This window comes from Acinetobacter terrae (assembly GCF_002135195.1).
GTDB classification, from domain to species: domain Bacteria; phylum Pseudomonadota; class Gammaproteobacteria; order Pseudomonadales; family Moraxellaceae; genus Acinetobacter; species Acinetobacter terrae.
The window spans coordinates 1-24,461 of sequence record NZ_NEGF01000012.1 but is presented as its reverse complement, the minus strand read 5'-3'; the positions used below and the strand labels follow the sequence as shown (position 1 = coordinate 24,461).

Here is a 24,461-nt window from a genome sequence, read left to right as displayed (position 1 = left end):
AGAACTGTATATCAATTAGTCGTGATTTGCTAATGGAATAGGCATTTTTGCAATGATAATCCGCTGGGTTTTCTGTCAATGTTATGCATGATACCCTATCATGAATAGCAAATAAAAAATGGCAGTGTTTGAGGGATAGATATGTTATTTAAAGATTTCACACAAGATATTAATCCACATCAGGCGTATCGCATAAAAAAATTAAAGCGCCAACTTGAAACAGCTGAAACATATGAAGAATGGAAAAGCATCGCACTTGAATTAGATGAAGAATCAGGTGCTCAAGAATGGAAATATGATAACTGTTCACCTTATTTTGATGCTGAAATTATTTCCGAGCGATTAAGCCGGTTAAAACGCTACCGTTTTCAAAAACGTACCGAAGATCTCATGTACATATTACGTGAAGGTTTAAGTTATGATATTGCCAATATTGCAAATCCGATGTTATTTACTGCCACATATGTGGGGACAAAAAAAATCATAGAAGATTATGTGGAAGAAGTCAGTGAAAGCCTTGCCTACATTGCTTCAGATGGTTGTACTGGTTTATGTCGGGCTGAAAAAATTGAATTTTTTGAACATTGTAAAAAAGCATATGGCCAACCTGCCATCATGTTTTCAGGTGGTGCGACGTTGGGGCTGTTTCATACAGGCGTGTGTAAGGCATTGCTTGAACAGGATTTAATGCCCAAGGTGATATCTGGTTCGAGCGCGGGTGCAATTATGACCGCAATGTTGGGAACTTCAAAACCGTCAGATATTTCAGGACTTTTAAATGGTGAAAATTTCTTTAGTGAAGCTTTTCATTTTCGTAAATTTGGCGACATTATAAAAGGCAACGGTGGTTTTGCCGATGTGATCTACCTAAAGAAATTCTTGGTTGAGAATTTGGGTAATGTGACCTTTGAAGAAGCGTTTAAAATCTCTGGTTTGCATATTAATGTGGCGGTTGCCCCTTATGATGCTTCACAAGAAGCCCGGATTTTGAATGCCTATACTTCGCCAGATTTGCTGGTTTGGAGTGCAGTATTGGCATCCTGTGCTGTGCCTATTTTATTTCCACCGGTTAAACTCACCAGTAAACGTCAAAATGGTCAACTAACACCTTATATGGCAAATACGCGTTGGGTAGATGGCAGTGTACGCAGTGATTTCCCTCAAGAGAAAATGGCAAGACTGTATAATTTAAACTACACCATCGCCAGTCAGGTTAATCCTCATATTGTGCCGTTTATGCAAAGTGATGCAGAACGCCACCGTCGAGATCTGTTGAGTTGGCCAGAACGGATTATTCGTCGTCAGGGAAAGGTGATTAGTAAAGGGATTATGGATTTTGCTCGGGGGCGGGTCGGAAAAATTCCACCAGTGCGACGATTGCTCGATCATGGTTTTGGTGTGATTGATCAAGGTTATTATGGCGATGTAAATATTGTCGGTGATTATAGTTTGCGACACTATAGTTATATGTTTCAGAACCCGCGACCATATTTATTCAAATTGTTACAACGTGAGGGTGAACGCGCGACCTGGCCTAGAATATCCTCTATTGAAACGCATGCCCGCGTAGGTAAAACCATTCAACATTGTTTGGAACTTTTAAATTATCAAAATGATCCCGCGCAAAAAGAAGCAGAATTTATTGCAGTTTAATGATGAAGATATTCATCGCTTTAATTTGATTCAAAAGACCAAGCCTAAAAGTTTAACTTTTGGGCGTTCTTTATATACCTTTGAATATCAGCGACAACACTACTGGCTAAAAACCCAAGCACTCAATATAAATCAAAGTTATGAAGCTGGATTTTTAAATGAATTGGCTTTTTATCAGCAATTTGTAGATCAACCCAATTCTTCCAATAACCCGCCTGATTTTTTATTACCTTTTCAAATGATTCCTCACTTAAAAAGTGGAGAAGGGCAACAGGAATCGGGAAAATCTGCCTTGGTTTTGAGTCATGCTGAATCACTATTAGGTGATTGTTCTGGTATGTCGCTGAATGAGATTAAAAAGACACTGTTAAAAGTACTTGATGTCGTTGATCAATTACATCAACTCGGTTGGATTCATGCTGATTTAAAGCGCGAGCATTTTGTTGAATACCAGCAGCGCGTGTGCTTGATTGATTTTGAACAGGTTCAAAAAATCAATTCACCAATAAAATTGCAAAATTTGACCGCAACTCCACGCTACATGGCACCTGAACTTTTTCATGTTGCAGAGAAAAATGTACAAACCGACATTTATGCATTGGGGATTATTTTTTATGAATGGCTCACTGGGCAGCGTTTAACAGCAGAAAATTATCAAGATTGGGCATATTTACATTGCCAACGGTTAAGTATTGAACTTCCAGAACATTTCGCACCTTTAAAAAACCTTTTATCTGGGATGTTGGCTAAGCAAAAAGAGCGAAGATTTACCAGTATTTACACTGTAAAACAGTGCTTACTCACTGAAAATGTTCAATAAAAATACAAAAAAACCGTTTTTGTTTTTTATTTAAACAAACAAGTGGATTTTTCATAAAAAGGTCTTGTCATTAGGAATCGATCTCTATAATATACACAGCCATTGGGGACGTGGCGAAATTGGTAGACGCACTGGATTTAGGTTCCAGCGCCGCAAGGTGTGAGAGTTCGAGTCTCTCCGTCCCCACCAATTATTATCAAACTTGTTTGGTAATAAGGCTATAGAGGATTGGTGTAATGGTAGCATGACGGTCTCCAAAACCGTTCGTCAAGGTTCGAGTCCTTGATCCTCTGCCAAGTTTTAAAAAAATCTAACATTATGTTAGTACCCTGATGGGGACGTGGCGAAATTGGTAGACGCACTGGATTTAGGTTCCAGCGCCGCAAGGTGTGAGAGTTCGAGTCTCTCCGTCCCCACCATCTAGATATTGAAGCAAGGTATATACCTTGCTTTTTTATTGCCTGAAAATAAGTGAAAGATAAAATAAAAAAGCCCAAAAGAGGGCTTTAAAGATTATTTTGAATTAGTTGTTTTTATCTCGATTCAAACGTGAAATATATTTTAAGCTTTTAAGTGATCTTCAAACTCTTCACCGAGTTGCATAGCCAGTGAATTACCCGCCAAATCACAAGTGACCAAACCATATTCTTTTTTAAAGCTAAAAGTAAATCCACGATTGTCGGTTAATGATTTCACCGAATAGCCTAATTTTTCTAACCAAATACGAAACGCAATTAAATTTTTTGCCTTAACAACTTTCTTCACGAGTGAACTCCTTGTGTATATGGGTACATTGCAGTATTAAATTAATAATAGGGATGCAGATTTTTTTTTAAAGGGTGGCTTTGTGTGGTTTTTTATAAAATAAATAATTTGTATTTTATATCAGCAATAATTGAATAAATAATAGCTAAAATTGAAGATAAAATTTACCCGTATATTGAAATGAATATTCAGGTATCTATCTGATTTTTATTTATTTTAATTGATTTTTTTAGGGTGTTTGGAGATGGAAATATTTATACACAATTTTCAATGTAGCTTAAATGTTTCTATATTTGAGCTGTTTTGGGGATTGTTTAGAAATACGGACCTGAAGTGGGAAATTATTATCATTTTATAAGCGACTCAGGATGAGTCAAAAAAATCGCAATGCTTCCGATATTAAAAAAAGATAAACTGTATTGCACCCATGCAGGATGAATGTTTTGTATTCTGTCTGCTATGCAATGTTTATTAAGATGATGATTAGATTGAAATGACGACAGAAACCATTGAACAAAATGTATTGAATCAAATTCAACATATGCAGCAACAAGATTTAATCCCTGTTGCTGTCATGTTAGGACATGAAGATTGGCTGGTCTTCACGGAACAATCAAAAGTGTCTTATACCCCTTTTGGCAGTGCTCGACGTTATCAGCCTGCTTTAGCTGGTTTGCTATTGGTTCGTGTTGATGAAATGAATATGACCCGTGTGGTGACACAAGCTGAGCTGGATGCTTATGCTCAAATGCATCAACTTTTATAAAGCTTCCATATTCGCCCTATATTAAAAATTATCTTTTAACTCTCGTAGGCGTTGGAATTCATCAACGCTTTCAACTCTTAAAAATGGATTGGTATCTAACTCTAACTCAATGGTACTCGGTAGTGTGCATTGACCGAGCATACGTTGTGCTTCGACTTTTTCGAAACGCTGTTGAATCGCCAGATTGTGGGGTTCTGCCTGTAAGGCAAATTTTGCATTTGAAAGGGTGTATTCGTGTGTGCAATACACTTTAGTTCGTGCAGGTAAAGCGGCTAAGCGATTAAGCGAATGATACATTTGCTTATAGGTGCCTTCAAAAACGCGCCCACAGCCCATCGCAAAAAGCGTGTCACCGCAAAAAAGAACATCTAAAGCATCAATAAAATAGACGATATGTCCCAGTGTATGACCAGGTACGGCAATAATCTCAACATCTAAATCATGGAAAGTAATATGGGCTTCATGTTGCAGGGGATGGCTAATAAAAGGAACTTTAGTTAATTCTTCACGTGGACCATAAACAGGAATATTGCGATTGAGTAAAAGTGCAGGTACGCCACCGGTATGATCTTTATGCCAATGAGTCAGCCAAATCTGACTCAGCTTCAAATTGTTTTCTATACAGTATGTTTCTACCAAATGCGCTTCGGTGGGATCAATTGCGACCACTTCCTTACTCGGTGTATGTTCTAACAACCAGATATAGTTTTGTAATTGATTTTTGACATCAATCATGTGAATTTGAAAAGTCATGAGATAGGCGATCAATGAGATAGATATGAATAAGCTATCGTTAAAGTCGATTTTTTTCTAGTGGAAGATCGCAAATCTATACGGATGATTAATTTTCAACAAAGCCGTGATTATCGGGGTTTTGTCAAAAAATGAACTATAGAAATCATTTTTTTAAATCTTTTTCTCTATTCAAGTTTTTCAATCGCTAAAATGGCTACAAATAAAATGGGATAAATTGATATGAAAATGTATCAGGTGGATGCGTTCACAAATGAGCTGTTTAAGGGTAATCCTGCAGCGGTGATTGTGACCGAGCAATGGTTAGATGAAACCTTGATGCAAAATCTTGCCTTGGAAAATAATTTGTCTGAAACGGCCTTTGTGAAAATCATTGATGCAGAGAATTATGAAATCCGCTGGTTTACGCCGACCACAGAAGTGGACTTTTGTGGACATGCGACTTTAGCCAGCAGTTTTGTGCTGTTTAAAGATTTTACATCGGCTAAAGTCATTCAATTTCATGTGAAAAATCTGGGCATCTTCGTAGTTAGCCAAGAGGCTGATGGCAAAATCAAAATGAACTTTCCTATTCGTCGTGCAGAGAAAGTTGAGACTTATCCTGAAATTTTAAATCAAGCTTTAACCAAGCCATTTAAAAATGTCTATTTGAATAGCCAAGCCTATATTGTGGAATATGAAAGTCCGCAAGATGTAATTGATGAAACTCCAAATTTAGAATTACTCAAACAGTTGGGGCGAATTCGAACTGCAATTACAGCACAAGGGACATGCGTGGATTTGGCCTTAACTGCGCAAGCTGAGCAATATGACTGTGTTTCGCGTTATTTTGCACCTGCCAATGGTATTGATGAAGATCCAGTAACGGGTTCAATTCATACCGCCATTGCGCCACTGTGGGCTGAAAAGCTGGGTAAAAGTGAAATTGTGGCTTATCAGGCATCAAAACGTGGCGGGGAATTGCATTGTGTTATGCTTGAAAATGAACGTATTGAAATTTCAGGTTATGCAAAGTTATATATGCAGGCAGAGTTGTATCTATAAAATGTGTAAATAAATTTGCTACAAAGCCGTTGCAATAAACGGCTCTTTTTTCAAAAAACTACTACTAAAAATGAAATGCATTTTCTAAGATGTCGTGGGTTATAAAAATTCATATTGTTGAATAAAATTGGAATAATTATGTTAATGCGGTTTAAACAACTTACCATCTCTTTATTATTTGTCGGCATTAGTGCAACCGCTTGGTCACAACCTGTTTTAGTAAAATCTCAACAGAAGATTGAGGAATATAAATTAGATAATGGTTTGCGTGTCGTTCTTGCGCAAAATGACAAAGAAAATAAAGTATTTATGAATACCGTTTATCTCACGGGTTCATTAAATGATCCACAAGGTAAAGGGGGATTGGCGCATTTGTTAGAACATTTGGCATTTAAAGGGACACAGAATATTAAAGGCGAAGAGTTTCAGCGCCGTCTGGATCAATACACTTTAATGACCAATGCCAGCACCGATTATTACTCGACCAAATATACCAATATTATTCGTCCAGAACAGAATGTAATAAATGAAGTGATTCATCTTGAAGCGGAGCGAATGGATAAACTGGTTCTGCAAGAAAAGTTTGTACCTTCTGAAATTTCAATTGTGAAACGTGAACGTGAAGTTCGGATGGATCAACCTTTTTCCGTCATGATGGATCAAATGTGGAAGTCGGCTTATGGCAATCGATATCTGGGACGTCTGCCGATTGGCGACTTAAACGAATTACAGTCGATTAAAATGGATGAGTTGAATAAATTTTACCGTACCTGGTATGCGCCGAATAATGCCGTAATGGTGATTTCGGGTAAATTTGATAAAGCTGAAGTGTTAAAACAGATTGATAAAAGCTTCAGTCCAATTACGGCACGCCAAGTTCCAGCACAAACTAAAGTTCCAGTACTTGATTCAGCCAAAATCCAGAACAGAAACTTTCTGGTACAAAAGGGCAGTGATTTGGCCAAATTCAATATTTATCTGAATGGCAAGAATGAAAAGATCAAATCTGCACTCGCCTTAGCACCGTATTTATATACCATGCAGCCAAGCGGACATCTTTACCAAAGTGTGGTCGAAACAGGGGTAAGTACCGGGGTTCAATCCACCACATGGTTAGATCAGGACTTTAATTTAGTTTTTATGGGCGCTGTTTATGCCCCAAATCATGATGCAAAGAAAGTCCAATCTGAATTGGTTTCAGGGGTTGAAAAAAACAAGCCATTCAATGAAACCGAGCTGAATCGGGTAAAAAATCTGATTCAAAATCAGGCAGACAACATCCAGAGTAATGCCGCAGCTTTGGGCGGGCGTTTGAGTGATTATTACGTCTCTTATCAAGGGAATTGGTCACAATATTTTACTGATCTGGATAATGTAAAAAAACTAAAACTTAATGAGGTTAATCAAAATTTAACCCAGTTTTTAGTCCCCGAACATCGTATTTCCGGGGATATCAAACCGACACCTGAAGATCAGAAAAAAGCACTAGAGCAAAAACAGGCGTTGGAACAACCTAAAACGCTTGATCAAAATGAGGTTAAAGAAGAACCTTTAAAAGATAGTAGCGTCTATAAACAAGAGGTTGCCGAATACGTCAAAACCTCGAAACAATATTTAGTCGATACCGAAAAGAAAATTCAACGCGGAACATTGAAGAATGGCATTAAATACGCGTTGTATCCGACATCGACACGTGATGACAAAACCTATGCCACCATTTCTGTCGATTTTGGTACGGAAAAATCATTATTTAATAAAGGTGAAGTGCTCGATTTGATGGCGTATTTATTATTACGTGGATCAGATCAATATAGCTTGCAAGATATTGCCGATAAATCAATTGAAGCGGGTGGTGGCGCGACTGCAACTGCATCAGCCAATAGTATTACCATTCAGATTGTGGCAAAAAAAGAAAAGTTTGATGATTATTTTAAATTTATGATGCAGGTTTTGAAAAAGCCGAAGTTTGAACAATCACAATTTGATTTGATTAAATCGCAAACTTTATCTGCATTGGATCGTCCTTATACTGAGCCTGAAACAGTTGCTGCGCTCACCATGACCCGTTTGTTAGAGACCTATCAACCGGGTGACTTGCGTTACCATTTTGAGCCTGATCTTGCCAAGCAACAAATTAAAGCTGCAACGGTTGAGCAAGTGAAGCAGTTGTATCAGGATTTCTTCGTCAGCAACCATGCACAAATCGCGATTACGGGTGATTATCAAGCCAAACCGATGCTCACATTAGTGCAAAAAGAATTTGGTGGTTGGAAAGCACAATTGCCATACCAACGTCTAAGCTCTGATTATCAAGCGTATCCGGCACAGAAAATTCATGCTTTGTCTGAACAGCGTGAGTTCGGCAGTTATCAATCGATTTTGACTTTCCCAGCTGGTGCAAATCATGCCGATGCTACAGCGTTAATTGTGTTTAGCTCTATTTTAGGGGATTCACAACTCTCTTCACGTTTAGCACAAGAATTGCGTGAAAAAAATGCACTGGTGTATGGTTTTGGCAGCGATGTTGAACTGGATGACTGGGTCGATTCTGGTGCCTTAACCATTGATGCCAATTACAGGGCAGGTAAATCGGCAGAAGTTTCACAAGCCGTACGTAAAGTCTTGAGTGACTTACTCACTAAAGGGGTGACCGAGCAAGAACTGGAAGCAGCCAAAGCCAATATCCTGAAAAAACGGGTCACCACTTTGGAAGATGAGCGCAATATTCATCAAATGTTAACGCCACAATTAGAACGTAATCGTGATTTATTGTTCCGTGAGAAACGTGATCAGGCGCTCGCAAAATTGACCAAAGCCGATGTGGATGTAGTGATCAAGAAATACATGAAGCTGGATCAACTGGTTGAAGTCATGGCTGATCAGTATGGGAAACCACAAAACAAATCATAATTCTTAATCCATGCCTTTATCTAGTAGTGCCCCTTTTATCTTAAAAGAGGCACTAAAACTCCTCCCTTTTAGAAAGGTAAAAGCTCTTCGTAAGGGTAATGCTGATCAGTTCAGGGATTTGACCATAAACTCCTTAACTTTTGGGTTATTCTCAGCGGATTCTTATCTTTTAAAATCAAATATTTGGAGTTTATTGGTTCCTTGCGAAACAGTGTTTCTCATTAGCTAAATGAGAAGCGAAGCTTCACAAGAAAAGCATCTTATAAAGACTTTAAATAATTTATTTAAAGCCTTTTCATCGCAAAACTCGTCCACTACCACCGAATAGCAAATCCATCGCAGAAACAGTAACTTCTTAATCTTGCGGTGCAATGCACCTCATGCCTCAAACAGTTGCGAATGACGTATCCGCGTATCAAAAATATGATGAATTCAAAATAGAAAATGCCAGTCAATTTCTTAACTGACTGGCATTACTTCGTAAAGGGAGGAGTTTTAGATTGGGGAGGATTGCATAAAACTATAAGTGATAAAACTGCTTCGCATTGTGATGAAAGACTTGTTCTAATGCATTCGGGTCAAAGGCTACAACTGCATCACTAAAGGCATCAATAATATTCACCAATGATGAGCTGACGCGATCCATCGGAAAGTTGGAAGCAAACATCACCCGATATGTACCAAAACAGTTGAGTACATGGCTAATTAGTGGCATGGCTAAATCATAAATTTCCTGTTTGCTGGCGAGTCGATCCTGCTTATGGAATTGATGACCTAAGACAGGCATCAACAAGCCTGACATCTTGGTGTAAACATTTGGGCAGGTAGCCAGTTCAGCCATATCTTCTCGCCAGCGAATTAAAATATTTTCCCGGGCTATTTTTGTCATTCCTGTCAGTGTTCCGACTTGACCAAAAAGCCCTGCAGGTGTTCCAAAATGATCTAGTACAATCGAGGTTTCAGGGAATTGTTTGGCTAAGGCAATCACATCACTGAGTTGAGTTGAATAGACCCAGGCATCAAAAGTTAAATTGGATTGTGCCAAGGCTTCGAAGCCTTTGAGAAACTTTTTATTCAAATATAAATGCGGTTCATCCGCCCAGGCATGAATATCTTTATCTTCATGCACTGCTGCCATTTTACGAATGCCTTTAAAGCGCGGTGAGGCTTTTTGGTGTAGCTGTAAAATCTTTTTAAAATTACTGTCTCGTGGATCTGCTGTTGCAACAATACCGCCCAGTTTTACCGTCCCCAGGTTAAAGGGCAGAGATTCAATAAATTTTGTTTCGCCTATAACGCCTTTGCCTTTATTTTTATGCCAGCTGGCTTCAACATGCACCACTTGTTCGACCTGATAATGCCCAATATCTTGCATATAATTTTCAGGTAAATAAGGCGCTGTAATGTGATTGGTGAGTCCCACCGTTTCAATGAGATCATCCGATTTCACCAGACGAATAAATTTATCGAGCAAGTAAGGATGCTTGCCCAATAATTTAACTGCCAAAGCTGCCGCATGGGGCGTGTTATAAGGATCCCATTGGTGAATATGCGCATCAATAATTGCAAAATCCAGTTGTTGCATCTCTATCCTTAATTCGGCAGCTCTCTGTTATAACCATACTGCAAAGTGGCATGGCTTTGAATGACCTTTTATCCAAAAGTAGTGGCGTAAAAAAAGCCCTTACGGGCTTTTCATTACATGATCAGTGTTTATGATCATGGTCATGCTTGTTGGCATGAAATTCTTCGTTATGACGGAAGCGAAGATAGTTTTCAAACTGTTCGCAGTATTCGTCATAGTTGTCTTCAAGCATCATCTGGAACTGCTGCATGATGTATGACATGACTTGATCTTTGGCATCACGCATTTCATTGCCATCTTTAAAGTTATTGGCTGCCACCCAGGTATTAAAGCGGGCAGTACCAAACAACATTGCAGCACTGACTTGACCGCGCATTTCAGCGGGTTTCACTTGTGAACCTTTTTCAACACGACAAAAGTCATTTGCTTGTTTGATAAATTCATCAGCACGTTCAAAAAAAGCAGCATTTAACGCTTCTTCTTCGGTTACATCTGTTGCTTCAATCTTTTGAACCATGAACTTTTCCTGCAAAAACGATCTAATGGCATATTATAGGCAAAGCCTTGCAGAAACTAAACCTTTGGATTAATCTAAAAATAGCCTAAGCATAAAAATGGATAATTCAATGCAAGATGCCATTGCGGTACAAAGTCTAAAAAGTGACATTGCCTTATTACGTCAAAACATTTGGCCACCGGCAAATTTGGCCAATGTGGAAGGCTTGCCGATTTATTATGGCTCGAAGTCAGAAGTCGAAGAATATTACCGGCAATGGACGGGCTTGATTGAAAGGGCGCAAGATTTGTTTCAACCCTTTATGGAAGATGAAACACTCGATGCAGTTCATTTACCCAGTCATTTGAATTTGCCGTTGTTTTATTTTCATGTGGATCGAATCCGGATTAATAAAACCCGTGCCAAAGAGTCGAAAACCTTTCGCGGTATTGCCAGCCTGATCGAGAAATGCGGGCAATTTGAACCTGAACAAATTCAAGCCATGAGATTCTGGTTAGACAGTGATGATACTGCTGCCTTGGTTGCACACCGTGAATTTGTTGATTTGCGTACCTATGTGTTTCAGCATGGGCAAAGTGAATATACGCGTACACGGTTTTATGTGAATGGCATTGTGTTAAGCACCGAGTCGCATTTTGAATTGGTGGATGCGCGAGATAAGCCTCGCAAACAGCGTAATGACAGTTATAGCGATCCACTGGCGGATAACAATACCTGGAAAATTTTTGGCAAATATCGCTAAGCAAGTGTGATATCGAAAATTTAAATTTTCGGTGTTACCAGAAAGTGTCGGTTTTAGCATAAGTGTCTAAATGCTCTTGAGCTTGTTGCAGAATGTATTTCTTCTCATTCGCAATCCAGCCCAATATAAACCACACTTTCTGTTTGCGTTTAACCAAGTCTTGAAACAGGGTTTCAGCCACATTTAAATCATTAAATTGCCCCAAGCTTTCTTGAGCAGGTTTTAAATCTTTCAAGTAATTCTTTACCTCTTTGCCCGGATAGAGCGAAGCAATAAACTCGATGCAATAACGTAAGCGTTTGACCCGTTTACGAGTGCGATGCTGGGATGAAATATCCAGCTCCAGAAATTGATCGGCATCTTTGCAAATTTGTTGATGCAATTTCTGAAGTTTTTTTGCGATATCTTTTTTTAATCCAGATTTTTTCTGGTCTTTACTGGGCTGATGTACAAATTGCAGTAAAGCCAAGATTAAGTTGATCGAGTCTAAAGAACGCAAAGACTCCTCAATAGGAATGCTGTTTTCTTCAGGGGCATCCGGAAGTTGCACAAAAGGTGCACCTGCCTGTTGCAGTTGGGGTAAGAGTCCTTCGCTTAAAGCATCGCGGTCTCGGGTTGAACCGAGTTGACGAAACAGTGTTGTCAGTTGTTCTTGCCAATCAGGATCGACATCTGTTGACCAATCGCCGAAAACACGTAAGACACTTCTTAAACGACGAATTGCGACGCGAGTTTGATGAACATGCTCGCTATTATACTGTTCAGCCGCAATAGCTGTCGCATTCGGCAAAAGGTGTTGCAAGGCATTATTGACGATCTGTTTTAATGCACTATCTGTTGAATCTTTTTGATTTAGTTGTAATGGCGTTGCAAATTGAGTGGGAAAAATCTCTAAATTTTGTGCCAGTAAATCACCGCGTTGAGCTTTGCTTCTAACATCTAGCCATAAATGATATTGTTTAACCCAGGGCTGAATAAATTTCATTAGGTCTTGGATAGATCCTTGTTTTAGCTCAAATTCAATCTCATAAATCGCTTGTGTTTGATTATCATGGCGGATCTCACCACGATCTAGACTGACTTCAATTTCGGCACGATTATAATGAACCACATACACCAGACGTTCTACTTCTGTTTCAAATTGCTTGATTAAATTTTTGGCCTGTTTGCCTAATACCTGTTGCAGCAATTTTTTTGCCTGAGAATTGGATTGATAAAGCTCAAGATCTAAAGCAGGATGATCTAATTCACCTAAATCATTTTCTAATTCAAAACGTTCTAAATGATGACCGCTCGGAGCTTTTAAAGTTTGTATCCAGTGCGTGTCTTCAAGGCGTTGACGCAATGAGATTTTTTGCTCGGCTAGGTGCCGTTCTGGCGTATCGTAGTATTTTGCATATAAAGAAATCGGGCGAGCGTTCTTGGACAAAAATAATTGATAGATTTGTTTTTGTTGAGACAGCGGGATCTGAAATTTTAATTCTACTTCGAGCATGTCAAAACTCCTGGCGCTTTATCATTTCTGTTGTTATGACACTAATTGTAAGCCAGTTGTATAAAAAGAGCAGTGTGCGCTTGTAAAGAGATAAAGCGTATGCCTGAGATATAATGGAGATCATTAAAATATCGTGCAATACGCTTTGACTTAACTGTTTTATTTATTACTTAATAAATTTACGACTCACTAAAAATTGTTCTGTCGCTTCAAGTAAATTTTGTGCATAAACTTCCTGTTTCGCCGTCAGCCAGCCCAAAACGAACCAGTCACTGGCTTCAAGCTCAGTTTGCTGAATATAATCTGCAGAAGATGCCAAAATTTGATACTCACTTGCAGCAAGTTGTGCATCATTCAAAGCTTTGCTGTATTTCTGCAAATTTTTGACATCATAAATAGAGGTTAGAATAGGGAAGCTAAACTTTAATTCATGAATCTTGGTGGCTAATTTATCCAGGCTCTCAAAGTCAGCAATGTCGGCACTGTTTAAACTGTCTTGCAATTGTTTGTATTGATTCTGCAAGGTATTTTGCGCAAACCATCTTAAGTCGTGAGATTGAGTTTTTTCTTCGGTGTCTAAACTAAACATCAACAATTCTAAATAGTGATGTACATTTTGAGTGGAGCGAACCAGGTTAGACAACTTTTCTTTGGCATATAAAATATCTTTGGTTAAGTTTGATGCGGTATTGGGGTTTTGTAAAAATGCACCCAAAGTCGTCTGCATATGTTCTAAATGCTGTAAATGATCAAACTGCTGTTTAAATGCCCCCAGTTGCATCGCCCATTTGTCTGAAACAGCCTCATTCCAATCTTTAAATAGCGATAGCGTCAAATTTAAATGATCTAGGGCAATTTGCGCTTGTTGAATATGTTCCTTCTCAGAAACCGCAGCTGAAATAGCGGCAATGTTTGGCAACAAATGCTGTAATTGTTGGGCAATCAGGAGGCGTAAATTTTTATTGGCCGGATCTTTTTTGCTTAAAATAAATTCGTTGGCAGATTTTGCCGGACTGACTTTTTGAGTCGTCGCCAAAAGATTGCCAATTTCAGCTTTACTGCGCACATCGAGCCAAAGTTGGTATTTTTTAACCCATTCAAAGCTGAATGCCAAAAGTGATTGGACAGAACCTGCTTTAAGTTCAAATTCAACTTCATGCACTTCACGCTGCGAAGTTTCAGTCCGTACTTCACCAACATCTAAACTGACTTCAATGTCGGTTTCTTCGAATTGAATCACGCGAAAGGTGCGCTGAATATCTGTCTCAAATTGTAATTTAAGTTGCTCTTGTGAGTCACCTAAAGCATTTTTTAAGAGTTGTTGCGCTTCCGCATCTTGCTCATAAATACTTAAATCAAGCTGTGGCGCCTGTTCAAGTTCACCAAGGTCATAATTATGCTCAAAGCGGTGTAGGTGGCTTTTTCCCGCAGCTTTTAAGGTTTGAATCCAGCGTGTACCTTCCAGTCGTTGGCGTAGCGCAACACCATGTTGGGAAAGCAGGCGCTCTTCAGTGTCATAATATTTTGCTTTAAGTTGAATAATTTCCGATTTTTTAGGATCTAATGCTTTCAGTAAAGCATTACGTCTTGCTTCAGGAATTTGAAATTTTAATTCAACTTCGACCATGATCTTTCATCCTAATTTTTTGACGCTATTTCAGAAATGAATCGCGTCATCTTTACGGTACAAATGCGTTATGAAATCTATTCTTTTATAGCGCTGGAATTGTATTCTTGATTTTAAGTCCCCGATTGTAACGAAAATGATTTTTCATGTAAGACTTGACGAAGCAATTCTTAAGTAATTGCTTTTGAAATGAACAAAAAGTAAGAGTAAACTAAGCTTTTATTTGTGCAAAATATACGCTAACGTAAATAAAAATAATCGGGATGATGACAATGAATGGACTTATCAAGCTAAAATTTGAACACAACCCAGAACCCGAACTTCAGCTTCCGATTCAAAACTATCATGAATTTTATCGGTTTTATTTGACCGAGCACCGCAATATCACCAGTCGCCGTTTGCATGTATTTGGCAGTAGTGTCGGTGTGTATTTCTTTGCTCAGGCCATTCGTCAAAGAAAACCCAAATATTTGGCTTATGGTTTATTGTCTGGCTATGCCTGTGCATGGGTAGGACATTTTATGTTTGAGAAAAATAAACCGGCCAGTTTTAAACAACCCCTGTATAGCTTTATTTCGGATTGGCGTATGTTATCTGACGTGTTACGTGGGAATCTGAGTTTAAATGATCGTTCACTGGATAAAATTCAAAGTTAATGAGTGATGCATTTTTTGCGAATAACAGTAACTGTATCAAAACCCAAGTTTTACTTTAAGATAAAATAATACAGAATTTTTAATAACTCAGGCTTGCAAAAATAGAGTGAATATTCTATTAATGGTTTTGTGCTTATTTAATTCATTTTTCGGATTGAATAAACAAAGTAATCTTAAAGTTTTCCAAGCCTAGAGCGACCTTTCTCTGGGCTTTTTTTATTGATTTATTTAAGTTGAATTTGATCGTGAATTGAAAAAGAGAGTGACTCTCTAATCCTTCGTTCGCTTCCCCAAGCGCGTTTTATAACAAAGAATTAGAAAGTCAGATTGTAGCTCCAAGTTTTATTTTTATATTGTAGTTGTTGTTTATTGTTATTCTGTAGACTGATTAAATCGTTTAATTCACACATGATCTATCACTGAAAATAGGTATTTTTTCACTTAATGGTAAAAAATATGAGAACGGTTACCATTTTCTTGGTTTTTTGAAAATTTATCGGTAACAATCAATTTGTATTTGCGTGATATGCGCTGAATCTTGCTCTTGATATGCATATAATAAGACAGTTCTAGTTTTGGCAGCTTTTTTATGCGCGGTTTATATTTAATTACCAATGATGATCCTTTAGAGCTTTTATTGGCGAAGTTGGAAGGTGCAATGGCTAATGGCGGCATTGCGGTCTTGCAATACCGTCGTAAAAAAATCGCGAAAGAGGATCAAATTTACGAAATCGAGTATATGAAAGCCATGTGTGCTGAATACAGTGTGCCTTTTGTCATTAATGATGATCTTGAAATGGCGGTCAAATACGGTGTAGGTGTGCATTTGGGGCAGGGTGATGGCTCTATTGTTGATGCTGTTGCGCGTTTGCCTCAAGGTGTGTTGATTGGCCGCAGCTGTAATAACTCACTTGAGCTGGCTGAACAGGCGATTGCAGATGGCGCAAATTATGTGGCATTTGGTGCGATCTATGCCACCGACAGCAAACCTGAAGCAGGTAACATTGGCTTGGAAACCTTAAGAATTGCCAAAGAAAAACTCAATGTACCACTCTGTGCGATTGGTGGTTTAACCGTTGAAAATTCCAACGAAGTCATTGAATCAGGTGCAGATTATTGCGCAGTGATTAGTGATATATTGGGACTTCCTATGCATGCCATTCCTGAACGTTTAGATGAATGGTCTGCGCTTTTTCAAGCTACAGCATAAAATATTTTTGATAGATTTAATTTTTAGTCGAGTACCTTCATGAGCTTATCTCCAAAGCAAGAACAATTGTTCAAACAAGCCAGCAAACATATTCCAGGTGGGGTGAATTCACCTGTACGTGCTTTTAATGGGGTGGGTGGTACGCCTGTATTTATTGAAAAAGCCAAAGGCGCGTATTTGTTCGATGTCGATGGTAAACGCTATGTCGATTACGTGGGTTCATGGGGGCCGATGATTTTAGGACATGCGCATCCAGCAATTATTAAAGCCGTTCAAGATGCTGCTGTAGATGGTTTAAGCTTTGGCGCGCCAACAGTTCATGAAACCACACTGGCTGATATTATCTGTGAAATTATGCCGTCAATTGAATTGGTTCGTATGACCAATTCGGGTACGGAAGCGACCATGACCGCGATTCGTCTGGCACGTGGTTATACCGGTCGTGACAAGATTGTAAAATTTGAAGGCTGTTACCACGGTCACTCAGACTCGCTTTTAGTCAAAGCAGGTTCAGGTATGTTGACCAGTGGTGAAGGTGAGGCGACCTCTGCGGGTGTACCTGCTGATTTTGCCAAGCATACGCTTACGCTTCCATACAATGACATTGCTACCCTGAAAGAATGCTTTGCCAAGTTTGGTCATGAAATTGCCGGGGTGATTGTTGAACCGGTTGCAGGCAATATGAATTTGGTGAAACCGATTGATGGTTTCCTGCAAGCGATTCGTGATGTATGTGATGAACATGGTTCAGTGTTTATTATTGACGAAGTCATGACTGGCTTCCGTGTAGGTCTTGGCGGTGCGCAAGCACATTATGGCGTAACACCGGATTTAACCACCTTGGGTAAAATCATCGGTGCAGGCTTACCTGTGGGTGCTTTTGGTGGTAAACGCGAAGTGATGGAATGCATCGCGCCACTGGGTAAAGTTTATCAAGCAGGGACATTGTCAGGTAATCCGTTGGCGATGCGTGCTGGTATTGAGATGTTCAAACATTTACGTGCCGAAGGTTTTTATGAAAAATTAACAGCACAATTAGAAAAATTGCTTGTCGGTTTACAAGCTGCTGCGGATGAAGCAGGCATTCCATTCAAGACTCAACAAGTGGGCGGCATGTTTGGTTTGTACTTTACCGATCAAGAAGACATTACCAGTTTCGATTCAATGCTGAAATGTGATGTTGCTGCTTTCCGTAAGTTCTTCCATGGCATGTTAGACCGTGGTGTGAACCTTGCACCATCTGCATTTGAAGCAGGCTTTATTTCAGCAGCGCATTCTGATGAAGATATTGCCTACACGATTCAAGCGGCTAAAGAAACTTTCGCTGAAATGAAAGCTTAAGCTTTTTAGCTTTGTAGAGAATTAAGCCCGAATTCGTTCGGGCTTTTTTATACAGATTTTGAAAATGGAAAAAGACGGATGCAAACTAAACATTATTTAACCTTAAGTGATGCGGAATTTTTGTTAGATCAGGCTCATCAATATGCCATTCAGAATAATTTCAATGTCAGCATTGCAGTGGTAGATGAAACCGGAACTTTGTTAGCGATGAAGCGTATGGATGGAGCTTCTCCAATGACTGCAAATTTGGCAATCGAAAAAGCCAAATGTTCTGCAATGAGTCGTCGTCCATCCAAGTTGTTTGAAGATATTATCAAAGGCGGCCAAATGGGTTTTCTGACTATGGACAGTTTTTCTGGCATGCTGGAAGGTGGTGAGCCAATTTTGTATCAAGGGCAACTGGTTGGTGCGATGGGGGTGTCGGGGGTGAAATCTTTCCAGGATGCGGAAATTGCACAGCAGGCGATTGAGAAGTTTTTGGCACAAGTTGACTAAAATTTTGAGTGACGTTGGAATTCCTAACTATATTTAATAAGGTCACGGAAAGTTATATGAAATTTAAGTATGGAACGTGAAAAATCATAAATAAGGCATTTCAGTGCGCTGAACACTGGAGTGCCTTTTATTAGGATATTAATTATAAAATTTTTTTTAAAATGGTACTAAAATAAAATGGAATTAACGCCTAAGCAATTAGAATTAAAAAGAGAAAATCACTATGTATGGGCTAATTATTTAAAAAATTGGTCCTTTGATAACTCTAATGTATGGTATACAACAAAAAAACTTAAAATTGCTCATGATAGCGTCAAAGCAATTGCTAAAGAAAAAGACCTATATAGATTTCAGTACATTACAAGACAGCATTTAGATTTAATTTTGTTTTTCTCAAAACAATCACCTGAAGAACTACAGAAGCATCATAAACTTTATCTAGATCCATTCTTACAATTACAAGCAGCAGAATCTCTATATATAAAATCAGGCAAAAGAGATGAGAAGGTTCTAGCTCATATTGAAGCGTTTAAGAGCAATACAATAGAAAATCTTCATACGGCACATGAAAAAGGTGTTGATGCTGTCCTAAAAAGCTTACAAAGATACGATTTAACAGTTTTAGACAATATTCAAAGTATGTGTAAATTTATGAGCTATTGGGGACATCAGATTGCTAGAACGAAACCATTCAGAGATAAAATCTTAGCCAGTCAAACAAACCAAGAATTACAGAAAATTTATAAAGAATCTTGGTGGTTCATTAGTTATATTCTTGGTATGAACTTAGGGAAAAGTTTTTTCGAAACACGGAAAATTGATACACATTGCTTATTAATCAATGAGACAGATGAGGATTTTATAACTTCAGATCATCCAATTATTAACATACATGAAGCACTAAATGAAAATGATATGGCAGTTCCATCTGATGAGGAAGCTGACTTTTTTATGCGATTTCTCCAAAATTGGGATACATGATTAATAGATCTAACCGTTTTAAAAATGGCGTAAATCACGTATCACTAGATTTTGTTAAGGAAGTTAATAGAAAATTAGCTTTTAATGCAGATCAATACATTATTGGTACTAATGAAATTCAATTGAAAATTTATAGGAAATTTGTTGGTAAAAGATTGAGCGTTATTAAAGAGATAAAAACTAATTAAGTCGATAATAACTAAAATTTATTCCTATTTAATATAATGGTTGTTATATGGAATATTTAAGATGATTTCCAATCTATTTAAACTAAATTTTTAAAACTCATCTAAGCTAAAATATCTAGCAAACGTCGCTCTAGAGTCTCCCATGCTGTACCCAATGCCCAAAAAAATCCAACTCGCTCCATCTCAAGCCAAATGGCAGCTTGCTGCTGCAAATTCAGTATTGGTACTTGTCGGATTGCAAAATTTGCGGATGCAGGCAGGGATTCAAGACACTGACCTGATGGCAAATCTAATCCAGATTAGCAATAAAGCCAAAGCACTAGATATTCCCATTGTCGACTTATACGGTGATGACTTGATGCAAGGGATGCAACAACTTGGTGAATATGCATCATCGAATCCACAAATGATATTTGCAGGACAGGTGAGTCCGATGTTCAAGCAGATATTGCCGCATTTGCAAAGTGTGACTGAACAGATCTGTGTGGTTGATGATGCAATTTTATTGCCGAATCAAGATCAGCATATTCAATGGATTGATAACATTTCGGGACAAGGTTTGCATCATATGAATAGCTATAGTTTGACTCGGCTATGGGATTTAAGTGCACCGTCAAATTATGTGCTTTCCACCAAAGGGATCATGCTTGCCGTTGCTGAACAACTGAACATGGATGCACTTGAAATTGATCCTTATGTCGATTTGAAACAATACGGTTTGGATTCTGTTGCCATTGTCACTTTGGTCGGTGTTTGGCGCGCGCATGGTGCAAATGTAGGTTATGAAGATGTCTTAGAACATGCTTCTATGCATGAGCTGGCGGGTTTTATATTGCAATCAGCACGTTCATGATGCGAGATTGAAATAATTTTTGAGCAAAATCGGAAAATCCGTCGCCAATTGTAGTATTGCGCATTGTAATTCTGCGCCAAGCTTTCTATCATTGCCGGCTTGTTTTCGCGATCAGCCTAGGATTGAACATTGAGTAATTTTCTAACCGAACACCTGATACATCGTGACGAAGATTTTATGGTGATCCATAAACCTGCAGGTGTACTCACCGTTCCCGGTAAAACTGAAGATTTACAAGATTGCGTAATCAACAGATTATTAAAAATAGAACCCAAAACTTTACTGATTCATCGTCTGGATCGTGATACTTCAGGTATCCTGGTTTTTGGCTTGACCAAATGGGGACAAAAAACCATTTCCCGTCAGTTCCAGGAACGCCAAACCGAGAAAACTTATCAGGCCATGGTTGCCGGACATCTTGAAGGCGAAGGCACAGTTGATGTCCCAGTGATTTACGATCCTGAACATCCACCTTTACATATCGCTGCTCCAGATCACAACAAGCCTGCGTTAACGCATTGGCAAGCTATTGAACATTTTGAAATTCAAGGGCAGGCGGTGACGCGTGTCAAACTTACTCCCATTACAGGTCGTTCACATCAGCTTCGTGTACATATGCAGTATCTCGGTCATCCGATTGTCGGTGATACCTTATATGCAACACCAGAGCAGCAACAGTTGATTCCTCGACTGTGCTTGCATGCTGAACACTTGAGTTTTTACCATCCTCAAACAGAGGAACGTGTGGAGTTTTATTATCCTGTTCCTTTTTAAGGTAAAAACTTTTTAATCGTCATCGATTTTGCGCACTTTTTAGTGGGCTTTATGTCAAAATATATTGCTTAAGGACCTATTTTCTTGCTCAAATACTAAACAGGTTTTGAGTTTAAAAATAAGTCTCCTCATTTTTAGATAAAGGTGGAAAAATTGCATCAGTTTGCTATTGGTCAGCGTTGGTTATCAGATACAGAAACAGAGCTTGGATTAGGGGTTCTCATTGATGTAGATGAACGATCGGTTAGCATCTTATTCCCGAAGAGTGATGAAACACGTGTTTACGCACGTAACAATGCACCTTTATCGCGTATTGTTTTTAACATTAAAGATGAATTGCAGGATCAGGAAGGCACCAAGTGGCTGGTTGAGTCTTTTGAAGACCGTCATGGCGTGGTTCGTTATAACGTAATCCGTACCCTGGAAGATGGTACTGAAGAACGTAAAGCTTTAAACGAAACCCGTGTGGGCGCACATATTCAGCTTTCTAAGCCGCTGGACCGTTTGCTTGCCAGCCAGGTGGATTATAAAGAATGGTATGACCTTCGTATTGAAGCCTTGATGATGCAAGCCAATATGAAATCAAGTCCATTACGCGGCATGGTAGGTGCGCGTGTTGGTCTGATTCCACATCAGCTCTATATTGCACATGAAGTCGGTCAGCGTTTTGCGCCGCGTGTTTTACTTGCCGATGAAGTTGGTTTGGGTAAAACCATTGAAGCTGGTTTGATTATTCATCAGCAGCTCAAAACCGGTCGTTCTGAACGTATCCTGATTTTAGTTCCAGATTCACTGCAATATCAGTGGATGATTGAGATGCGTCGCCGTTTCAATCTACAGTTCTCTTTATTTGATTTGACCCGTACTGCGTCGATTAAAGAACACGATCCAGATTTAAACCCATTCCTGACTGAGCAATGCATTATTGCCAGTGTGGATTTGATGGTCGATCACGAAGATTTGCGTGAACAGGCTTTAGAAGCAGGTTTCGATCTTCTTGTCGTCGATGAAGCGCATCACTTGATGTGGAGCGAAGAAGAAGGTGGTAACGATCGTTACGATCTTGTTGAAGAGCTTGCTGAAAAAACTCCGGGCGTTTTACTGCTTACAGCGACACCAGAACAACTGGGTGTGGAAAGTCATTTTGCGCGTTTACGTTTGCTTGATCCACAACGCTTTAGTTCGCTTGACCGTTTCCTGGATGAAGAAGAGCAATATCATCACACCGCAAAAATTGCTGAAGTGTTGATGTCAGATCTGCCTTTAGAAGCAGCGCATTTATCTGCCATTGAAGGTTTATTAGGTCATAGTATTCAGGATGAGCCAGAACAGCGTTTCCGTGCCATTCACGAATTGTTAGACCGTCATGGTACAGGTCGTATTTTATTCCGTAATACCCGTGAAGCTATTCAAGGTTTCCCGGGTCGTGACTGTCAGCCTGCTGCTTTACCTACACCCGCAAACTGGTCGAAAGACGGCAAGCTACGTGAACAAATGTGGCCTGAAGAAGCACAGCTTGATGGCGCGTGGATGGAACATGATCCACGTGTGATGTGGCTGATGGAAATGCTGCGTACCCAGCTCAAACACAAAAAAGTGTTACTGATCGCGCGTAGTGGCCCAGTGGTTGAAGCTTTAGAAAGTGTGCTTCGTTTACATGCAGGCATTCGTACTGCCATGTTCCATGAAGGCATGAGCCTACTTGAACGTGACCAGGCTGCGGCTTATTTCGCTGAAGATTCTTACGGTGCACAAATTTTACTGTGTTCTGAAATTGGTTCAGAAGGACGTAACTTCCAGTTTGCCTCTGACTTAATCCTTTTTGATTTACCAGCAAACCCAGATATTCTAGAACAACGTATTGGTCGTTTGGATCGTATTGGTCAAGAAAACCGTATTCAAATTCATGTGCCTTATTTAGCCGGTACAGCGCAAGAGCGTATGTTCCGTTGGTATAACGAAGGTTTAAACATCTTCAGTAATATTTCACCAACTGCCCAAACCCTACAAGAAAACTTCATTGCTAAATTAAAAGACTGTTTATTGTCTGATTTGGGTCAACAGTTTGAAGATTTGCTTGAAGAAGTCAGTGTTCAGCGTGAAGCTTTGGAAGCTGAATTGCAGGAAGGTCGTGACCGCTTGCTTGAATACAACTCATGTCGTCCAATCGTGGCGCAAGAAATTGTTCAAGCACTTGAAGACTATGATGACAACACTACGTTGCCAATGTTTATGAAGCGCTTCATGGCATCGACAAACATCGATTTTGATGAGCAAAGCAACGGTACGGTGATCATCAAGCCAACTGACCAAATGCAGGTGCAAGGTTTATCTCTTGATGAAGAAGGTATGACTGCAACCTTCTATCGTGATCAGGCACAAGTTCGTGAAGATGCTCAATATTTAACATTGGAACATCCATTCACTGAAAGTGTGATGGAAATGATTAATACCCAATCATTTGGTAGCACCAACGTCGCACTTTTAAAATCGAATGCACTTAAACAGGGTTCTCTGTTATTAGAAGTATGGTTTAAAGTGGATGTGATTGCGCCTAAAGCATTGAATCTTCCTTCAAGCTTGCCACAACAGTTGATTCGCGTATTGCTTAGCGAAACGGGTCAGGACTTATCTGCCAAGATTGATCCAAGTATCCTGAAACCGTATTTACATCATTTAGATAGCAATAGCTGCCGTCAGGTGGTGAAAGCACGCCGTGATGTGATTGAACAACGTTATGCACAGGCGCTTGATATTGCTAAAACAGCATTACCGAACTACAAACAACAAGCCAAAGAAGTGTATGGTAATAAATGGCAATATGAAATTGACCGTTTAAGCTACCTGAAGCAATTTAATCCAAGTATTCGTGAAGATGAAATTGCACGGCTACAAAAATTTCAATCAGAAGGCATTAGCTTGCTTGATGGTTTATCTGTAACACCAGAAGCGATTCAGGTGTTAGTTGTGGTTAAACCATAATTTCGAAACTTGTTTAAAAAGCACCTTCGGGTCACTGCTGTCCCACAATTTTTCATAAAAGGAGGCTCAATTGAGCTTCCTTTTGTTTTATCGGTATTTTATCGGGCATGAATAAAGCTTTTAAGGTTTTTCTCTCAAACAGATTTACTTGGATCATTCTTAGTAACCGTTGAACCGTCCAGCCTTCTTGTCCTAAATGCCGGGCAAAACTCACCAGTAAATAGGCAATCAGGGCAATCCAAATTTGCGTCTGAATTGCGTTCCTGCTTCGGCCTATAAAGGCTTTTAATTTCAAATTCTGTTT

At 39.2% G+C, this 24,461-nt stretch carries 20 protein-coding genes, 3 tRNA genes and 1 pseudogene; 17 read left to right on the top strand and 7 right to left on the bottom strand.

Annotated features, from left to right (window positions below; all coding sequences use genetic code 11):
- Nucleotides 1–141: 141 nt before the first annotated feature.
- The 5 genes from B9T23_RS12635 (at nucleotide 142) to B9T23_RS12615 (ending at nucleotide 2,892) form a co-directional block, all read left to right on the top strand.
- Nucleotides 142–1,653 (top strand): DUF3336 domain-containing protein, encoded by a 1,512-nt coding sequence (locus B9T23_RS12635; protein ID WP_086194352.1) that lies wholly within the window; start codon nucleotides 142–144, stop codon nucleotides 1,651–1,653.
- On the top strand, nucleotides 1,643–2,473 hold the full coding sequence (locus tag B9T23_RS12630) for a protein kinase domain-containing protein (protein ID WP_228145931.1): 831 nt from the start codon (nucleotides 1,643–1,645) through the stop codon (nucleotides 2,471–2,473). The genes B9T23_RS12635 and B9T23_RS12630 overlap by 11 nt, the downstream gene beginning before the upstream one ends.
- 104 nt (nucleotides 2,474–2,577) lie before the next feature.
- Nucleotides 2,578–2,662: transfer RNA gene (locus B9T23_RS12625), tRNA-Leu, on the top strand.
- A gap of 33 nt (nucleotides 2,663–2,695) precedes the next feature.
- Nucleotides 2,696–2,769, top strand: a tRNA-Trp gene (locus B9T23_RS12620).
- 38 nt (nucleotides 2,770–2,807) lie between these two features.
- Nucleotides 2,808–2,892 (top strand) — tRNA-Leu (locus tag B9T23_RS12615).
- 142 nt (nucleotides 2,893–3,034) lie between these two features.
- Here the strand turns inward: B9T23_RS12615 and B9T23_RS12610 are convergent.
- On the bottom strand, nucleotides 3,035–3,238 hold the full coding sequence (locus B9T23_RS12610) for a hypothetical protein (RefSeq protein WP_004648669.1): 204 nt from the start codon (nucleotides 3,236–3,238) through the stop codon (nucleotides 3,035–3,037).
- A 493-nt stretch (nucleotides 3,239–3,731) separates the two neighbouring features.
- Here B9T23_RS12610 and B9T23_RS12605 point away from each other — a divergent pair, with 493 nt between their 5' ends.
- Entirely contained in the window at nucleotides 3,732–4,004 is a 273-nt protein-coding gene (locus tag B9T23_RS12605) for a hypothetical protein (RefSeq protein ID WP_086194350.1), read from the top strand.
- 21 nt (nucleotides 4,005–4,025) lie between these two features.
- Here B9T23_RS12605 and gloB read toward each other — a convergent pair whose 3' ends face one another.
- Nucleotides 4,026–4,757, bottom strand: a complete 732-nt coding sequence (gloB, locus tag B9T23_RS12600) for a hydroxyacylglutathione hydrolase (protein ID WP_086194349.1) — start codon at nucleotides 4,755–4,757, stop codon at nucleotides 4,026–4,028.
- Between the two features lie 222 nt (nucleotides 4,758–4,979).
- On the opposite strand from gloB, the gene B9T23_RS12595 reads away from it, so the two are divergent.
- Both B9T23_RS12595 and B9T23_RS12590 read left to right on the top strand, forming a co-directional pair.
- Nucleotides 4,980–5,801, top strand: coding sequence for a PhzF family phenazine biosynthesis protein (locus tag B9T23_RS12595; RefSeq protein ID WP_086194348.1), 822 nt, complete (start codon nucleotides 4,980–4,982; stop codon nucleotides 5,799–5,801).
- A gap of 138 nt (nucleotides 5,802–5,939) precedes the next feature.
- Entirely contained in the window at nucleotides 5,940–8,711 is a 2,772-nt protein-coding gene (locus tag B9T23_RS12590; protein WP_086194347.1) for a M16 family metallopeptidase, read from the top strand.
- Nucleotides 8,712–9,231: 520 nt separating this feature from the next.
- On the opposite strand, the gene B9T23_RS12585 is transcribed toward B9T23_RS12590, so the two are convergent.
- Together B9T23_RS12585 and B9T23_RS12580 are read right to left on the bottom strand one after the other, a co-directional pair.
- Nucleotides 9,232–10,296, bottom strand: a complete 1,065-nt coding sequence (locus B9T23_RS12585; RefSeq protein ID WP_086194346.1) for an amidohydrolase family protein — start codon at nucleotides 10,294–10,296, stop codon at nucleotides 9,232–9,234.
- Between the two features lie 121 nt (nucleotides 10,297–10,417).
- On the bottom strand, nucleotides 10,418–10,813 hold the full coding sequence (locus B9T23_RS12580) for a DUF3144 domain-containing protein (protein ID WP_086194345.1): 396 nt from the start codon (nucleotides 10,811–10,813) through the stop codon (nucleotides 10,418–10,420).
- Nucleotides 10,814–10,922: 109 nt separating this feature from the next.
- Between B9T23_RS12580 and B9T23_RS12575 the strand changes: the two genes are divergently transcribed.
- A complete protein-coding gene (locus B9T23_RS12575) occupies nucleotides 10,923–11,555 on the top strand; it encodes a hypothetical protein (protein WP_086194344.1) in 633 nt (210 codons plus the stop codon).
- A gap of 34 nt (nucleotides 11,556–11,589) precedes the next feature.
- On the opposite strand, the gene B9T23_RS12570 is transcribed toward B9T23_RS12575, so the two are convergent.
- Complete coding sequence (locus B9T23_RS12570; RefSeq protein ID WP_086194343.1) at nucleotides 11,590–13,050, bottom strand: CYTH and CHAD domain-containing protein; 1,461 nt, start codon at nucleotides 13,048–13,050, stop codon at nucleotides 11,590–11,592.
- A gap of 166 nt (nucleotides 13,051–13,216) precedes the next feature.
- On the bottom strand, nucleotides 13,217–14,677 hold the full coding sequence (locus B9T23_RS12565) for a CYTH domain-containing protein (RefSeq protein WP_086194342.1): 1,461 nt from the start codon (nucleotides 14,675–14,677) through the stop codon (nucleotides 13,217–13,219).
- A gap of 272 nt (nucleotides 14,678–14,949) precedes the next feature.
- Here B9T23_RS12565 and B9T23_RS12560 point away from each other — a divergent pair, with 272 nt between their 5' ends.
- The 8 genes from B9T23_RS12560 (at nucleotide 14,950) to rapA (ending at nucleotide 24,157) form a co-directional block, all read left to right on the top strand.
- Nucleotides 14,950–15,333, top strand: a complete 384-nt coding sequence (locus B9T23_RS12560; RefSeq protein WP_086194341.1) for a DUF962 domain-containing protein — start codon at nucleotides 14,950–14,952, stop codon at nucleotides 15,331–15,333.
- 589 nt (nucleotides 15,334–15,922) lie between these two features.
- Nucleotides 15,923–16,543 (top strand): thiamine phosphate synthase, encoded by a 621-nt coding sequence (thiE, locus tag B9T23_RS12555; protein ID WP_086194340.1) that lies wholly within the window; start codon nucleotides 15,923–15,925, stop codon nucleotides 16,541–16,543.
- A gap of 39 nt (nucleotides 16,544–16,582) precedes the next feature.
- Nucleotides 16,583–17,884: a glutamate-1-semialdehyde 2,1-aminomutase gene (gene hemL / locus B9T23_RS12550; RefSeq protein ID WP_086194339.1), complete on the top strand. Its 1,302-nt coding sequence runs from the start codon at nucleotides 16,583–16,585 to the stop codon at nucleotides 17,882–17,884.
- Nucleotides 17,885–17,962: 78 nt separating this feature from the next.
- Nucleotides 17,963–18,379: a GlcG/HbpS family heme-binding protein gene (locus tag B9T23_RS12545; protein ID WP_086194338.1), complete on the top strand. Its 417-nt coding sequence runs from the start codon at nucleotides 17,963–17,965 to the stop codon at nucleotides 18,377–18,379.
- 177 nt (nucleotides 18,380–18,556) lie between these two features.
- Nucleotides 18,557–19,360 (top strand): DUF4238 domain-containing protein, encoded by an 804-nt coding sequence (locus B9T23_RS12540; protein ID WP_228145930.1) that lies wholly within the window; start codon nucleotides 18,557–18,559, stop codon nucleotides 19,358–19,360.
- Nucleotides 19,361–19,690: 330 nt separating this feature from the next.
- Nucleotides 19,691–20,401 carry a phosphopantetheine-binding protein gene (locus B9T23_RS12535; protein WP_086194337.1) on the top strand — a complete coding sequence of 237 codons (711 nt, stop codon included), beginning with the start codon at nucleotides 19,691–19,693 and terminating at the stop codon, nucleotides 20,399–20,401.
- Nucleotides 20,402–20,530: 129 nt separating this feature from the next.
- Nucleotides 20,531–21,175, top strand: coding sequence for an RluA family pseudouridine synthase (locus B9T23_RS12530; protein WP_086194336.1), 645 nt, complete (start codon nucleotides 20,531–20,533; stop codon nucleotides 21,173–21,175).
- A gap of 144 nt (nucleotides 21,176–21,319) precedes the next feature.
- Nucleotides 21,320–24,157, top strand: a complete 2,838-nt coding sequence (gene rapA / locus B9T23_RS12525) for an RNA polymerase-associated protein RapA (protein WP_086194335.1) — start codon at nucleotides 21,320–21,322, stop codon at nucleotides 24,155–24,157.
- A 52-nt stretch (nucleotides 24,158–24,209) separates the two neighbouring features.
- Here rapA and B9T23_RS12520 read toward each other — a convergent pair.
- Nucleotides 24,210–24,461: pseudogene (locus B9T23_RS12520) on the bottom strand (IS4 family transposase); the annotation flags it as partial.

Excerpts from the sequence above, each read along its gene's own strand:
- B9T23_RS12545 (WP_086194338.1), top strand. The coding sequence starts at position 17,963 with ATGCAAACTAAACATTATTTAACCTTAAGTGATGCGGAATTTTTGTTA.
- B9T23_RS12580 (WP_086194345.1), bottom strand. The coding sequence starts at position 10,813 with ATGGTTCAAAAGATTGAAGCAACAGATGTAACCGAAGAAGAAGCGTTA.
- B9T23_RS12605 (WP_086194350.1), top strand. The coding sequence starts at position 3,732 with ATGACGACAGAAACCATTGAACAAAATGTATTGAATCAAATTCAACAT.
- thiE (WP_086194340.1), top strand. The coding sequence starts at position 15,923 with ATGCGCGGTTTATATTTAATTACCAATGATGATCCTTTAGAGCTTTTA.
- B9T23_RS12595 (WP_086194348.1), top strand. The coding sequence starts at position 4,980 with ATGAAAATGTATCAGGTGGATGCGTTCACAAATGAGCTGTTTAAGGGT.
- B9T23_RS12540 (WP_228145930.1), top strand. The coding sequence starts at position 18,557 with ATGGAATTAACGCCTAAGCAATTAGAATTAAAAAGAGAAAATCACTAT.
- B9T23_RS12585 (WP_086194346.1), bottom strand. The coding sequence starts at position 10,296 with ATGCAACAACTGGATTTTGCAATTATTGATGCGCATATTCACCAATGG.
- B9T23_RS12635 (WP_086194352.1), top strand. The coding sequence starts at position 142 with ATGTTATTTAAAGATTTCACACAAGATATTAATCCACATCAGGCGTAT.
- B9T23_RS12570 (WP_086194343.1), bottom strand. The coding sequence starts at position 13,050 with ATGCTCGAAGTAGAATTAAAATTTCAGATCCCGCTGTCTCAACAAAAA.
- hemL (WP_086194339.1), top strand. The coding sequence starts at position 16,583 with ATGAGCTTATCTCCAAAGCAAGAACAATTGTTCAAACAAGCCAGCAAA.
- B9T23_RS12535 (WP_086194337.1), top strand. The coding sequence starts at position 19,691 with ATGCTGTACCCAATGCCCAAAAAAATCCAACTCGCTCCATCTCAAGCC.
- B9T23_RS12575 (WP_086194344.1), top strand. The coding sequence starts at position 10,923 with ATGCAAGATGCCATTGCGGTACAAAGTCTAAAAAGTGACATTGCCTTA.
- B9T23_RS12560 (WP_086194341.1), top strand. The coding sequence starts at position 14,950 with ATGAATGGACTTATCAAGCTAAAATTTGAACACAACCCAGAACCCGAA.
- B9T23_RS12565 (WP_086194342.1), bottom strand. The coding sequence starts at position 14,677 with ATGGTCGAAGTTGAATTAAAATTTCAAATTCCTGAAGCAAGACGTAAT.
- gloB (WP_086194349.1), bottom strand. The coding sequence starts at position 4,757 with ATGACTTTTCAAATTCACATGATTGATGTCAAAAATCAATTACAAAAC.
- B9T23_RS12590 (WP_086194347.1), top strand. The coding sequence starts at position 5,940 with ATGTTAATGCGGTTTAAACAACTTACCATCTCTTTATTATTTGTCGGC.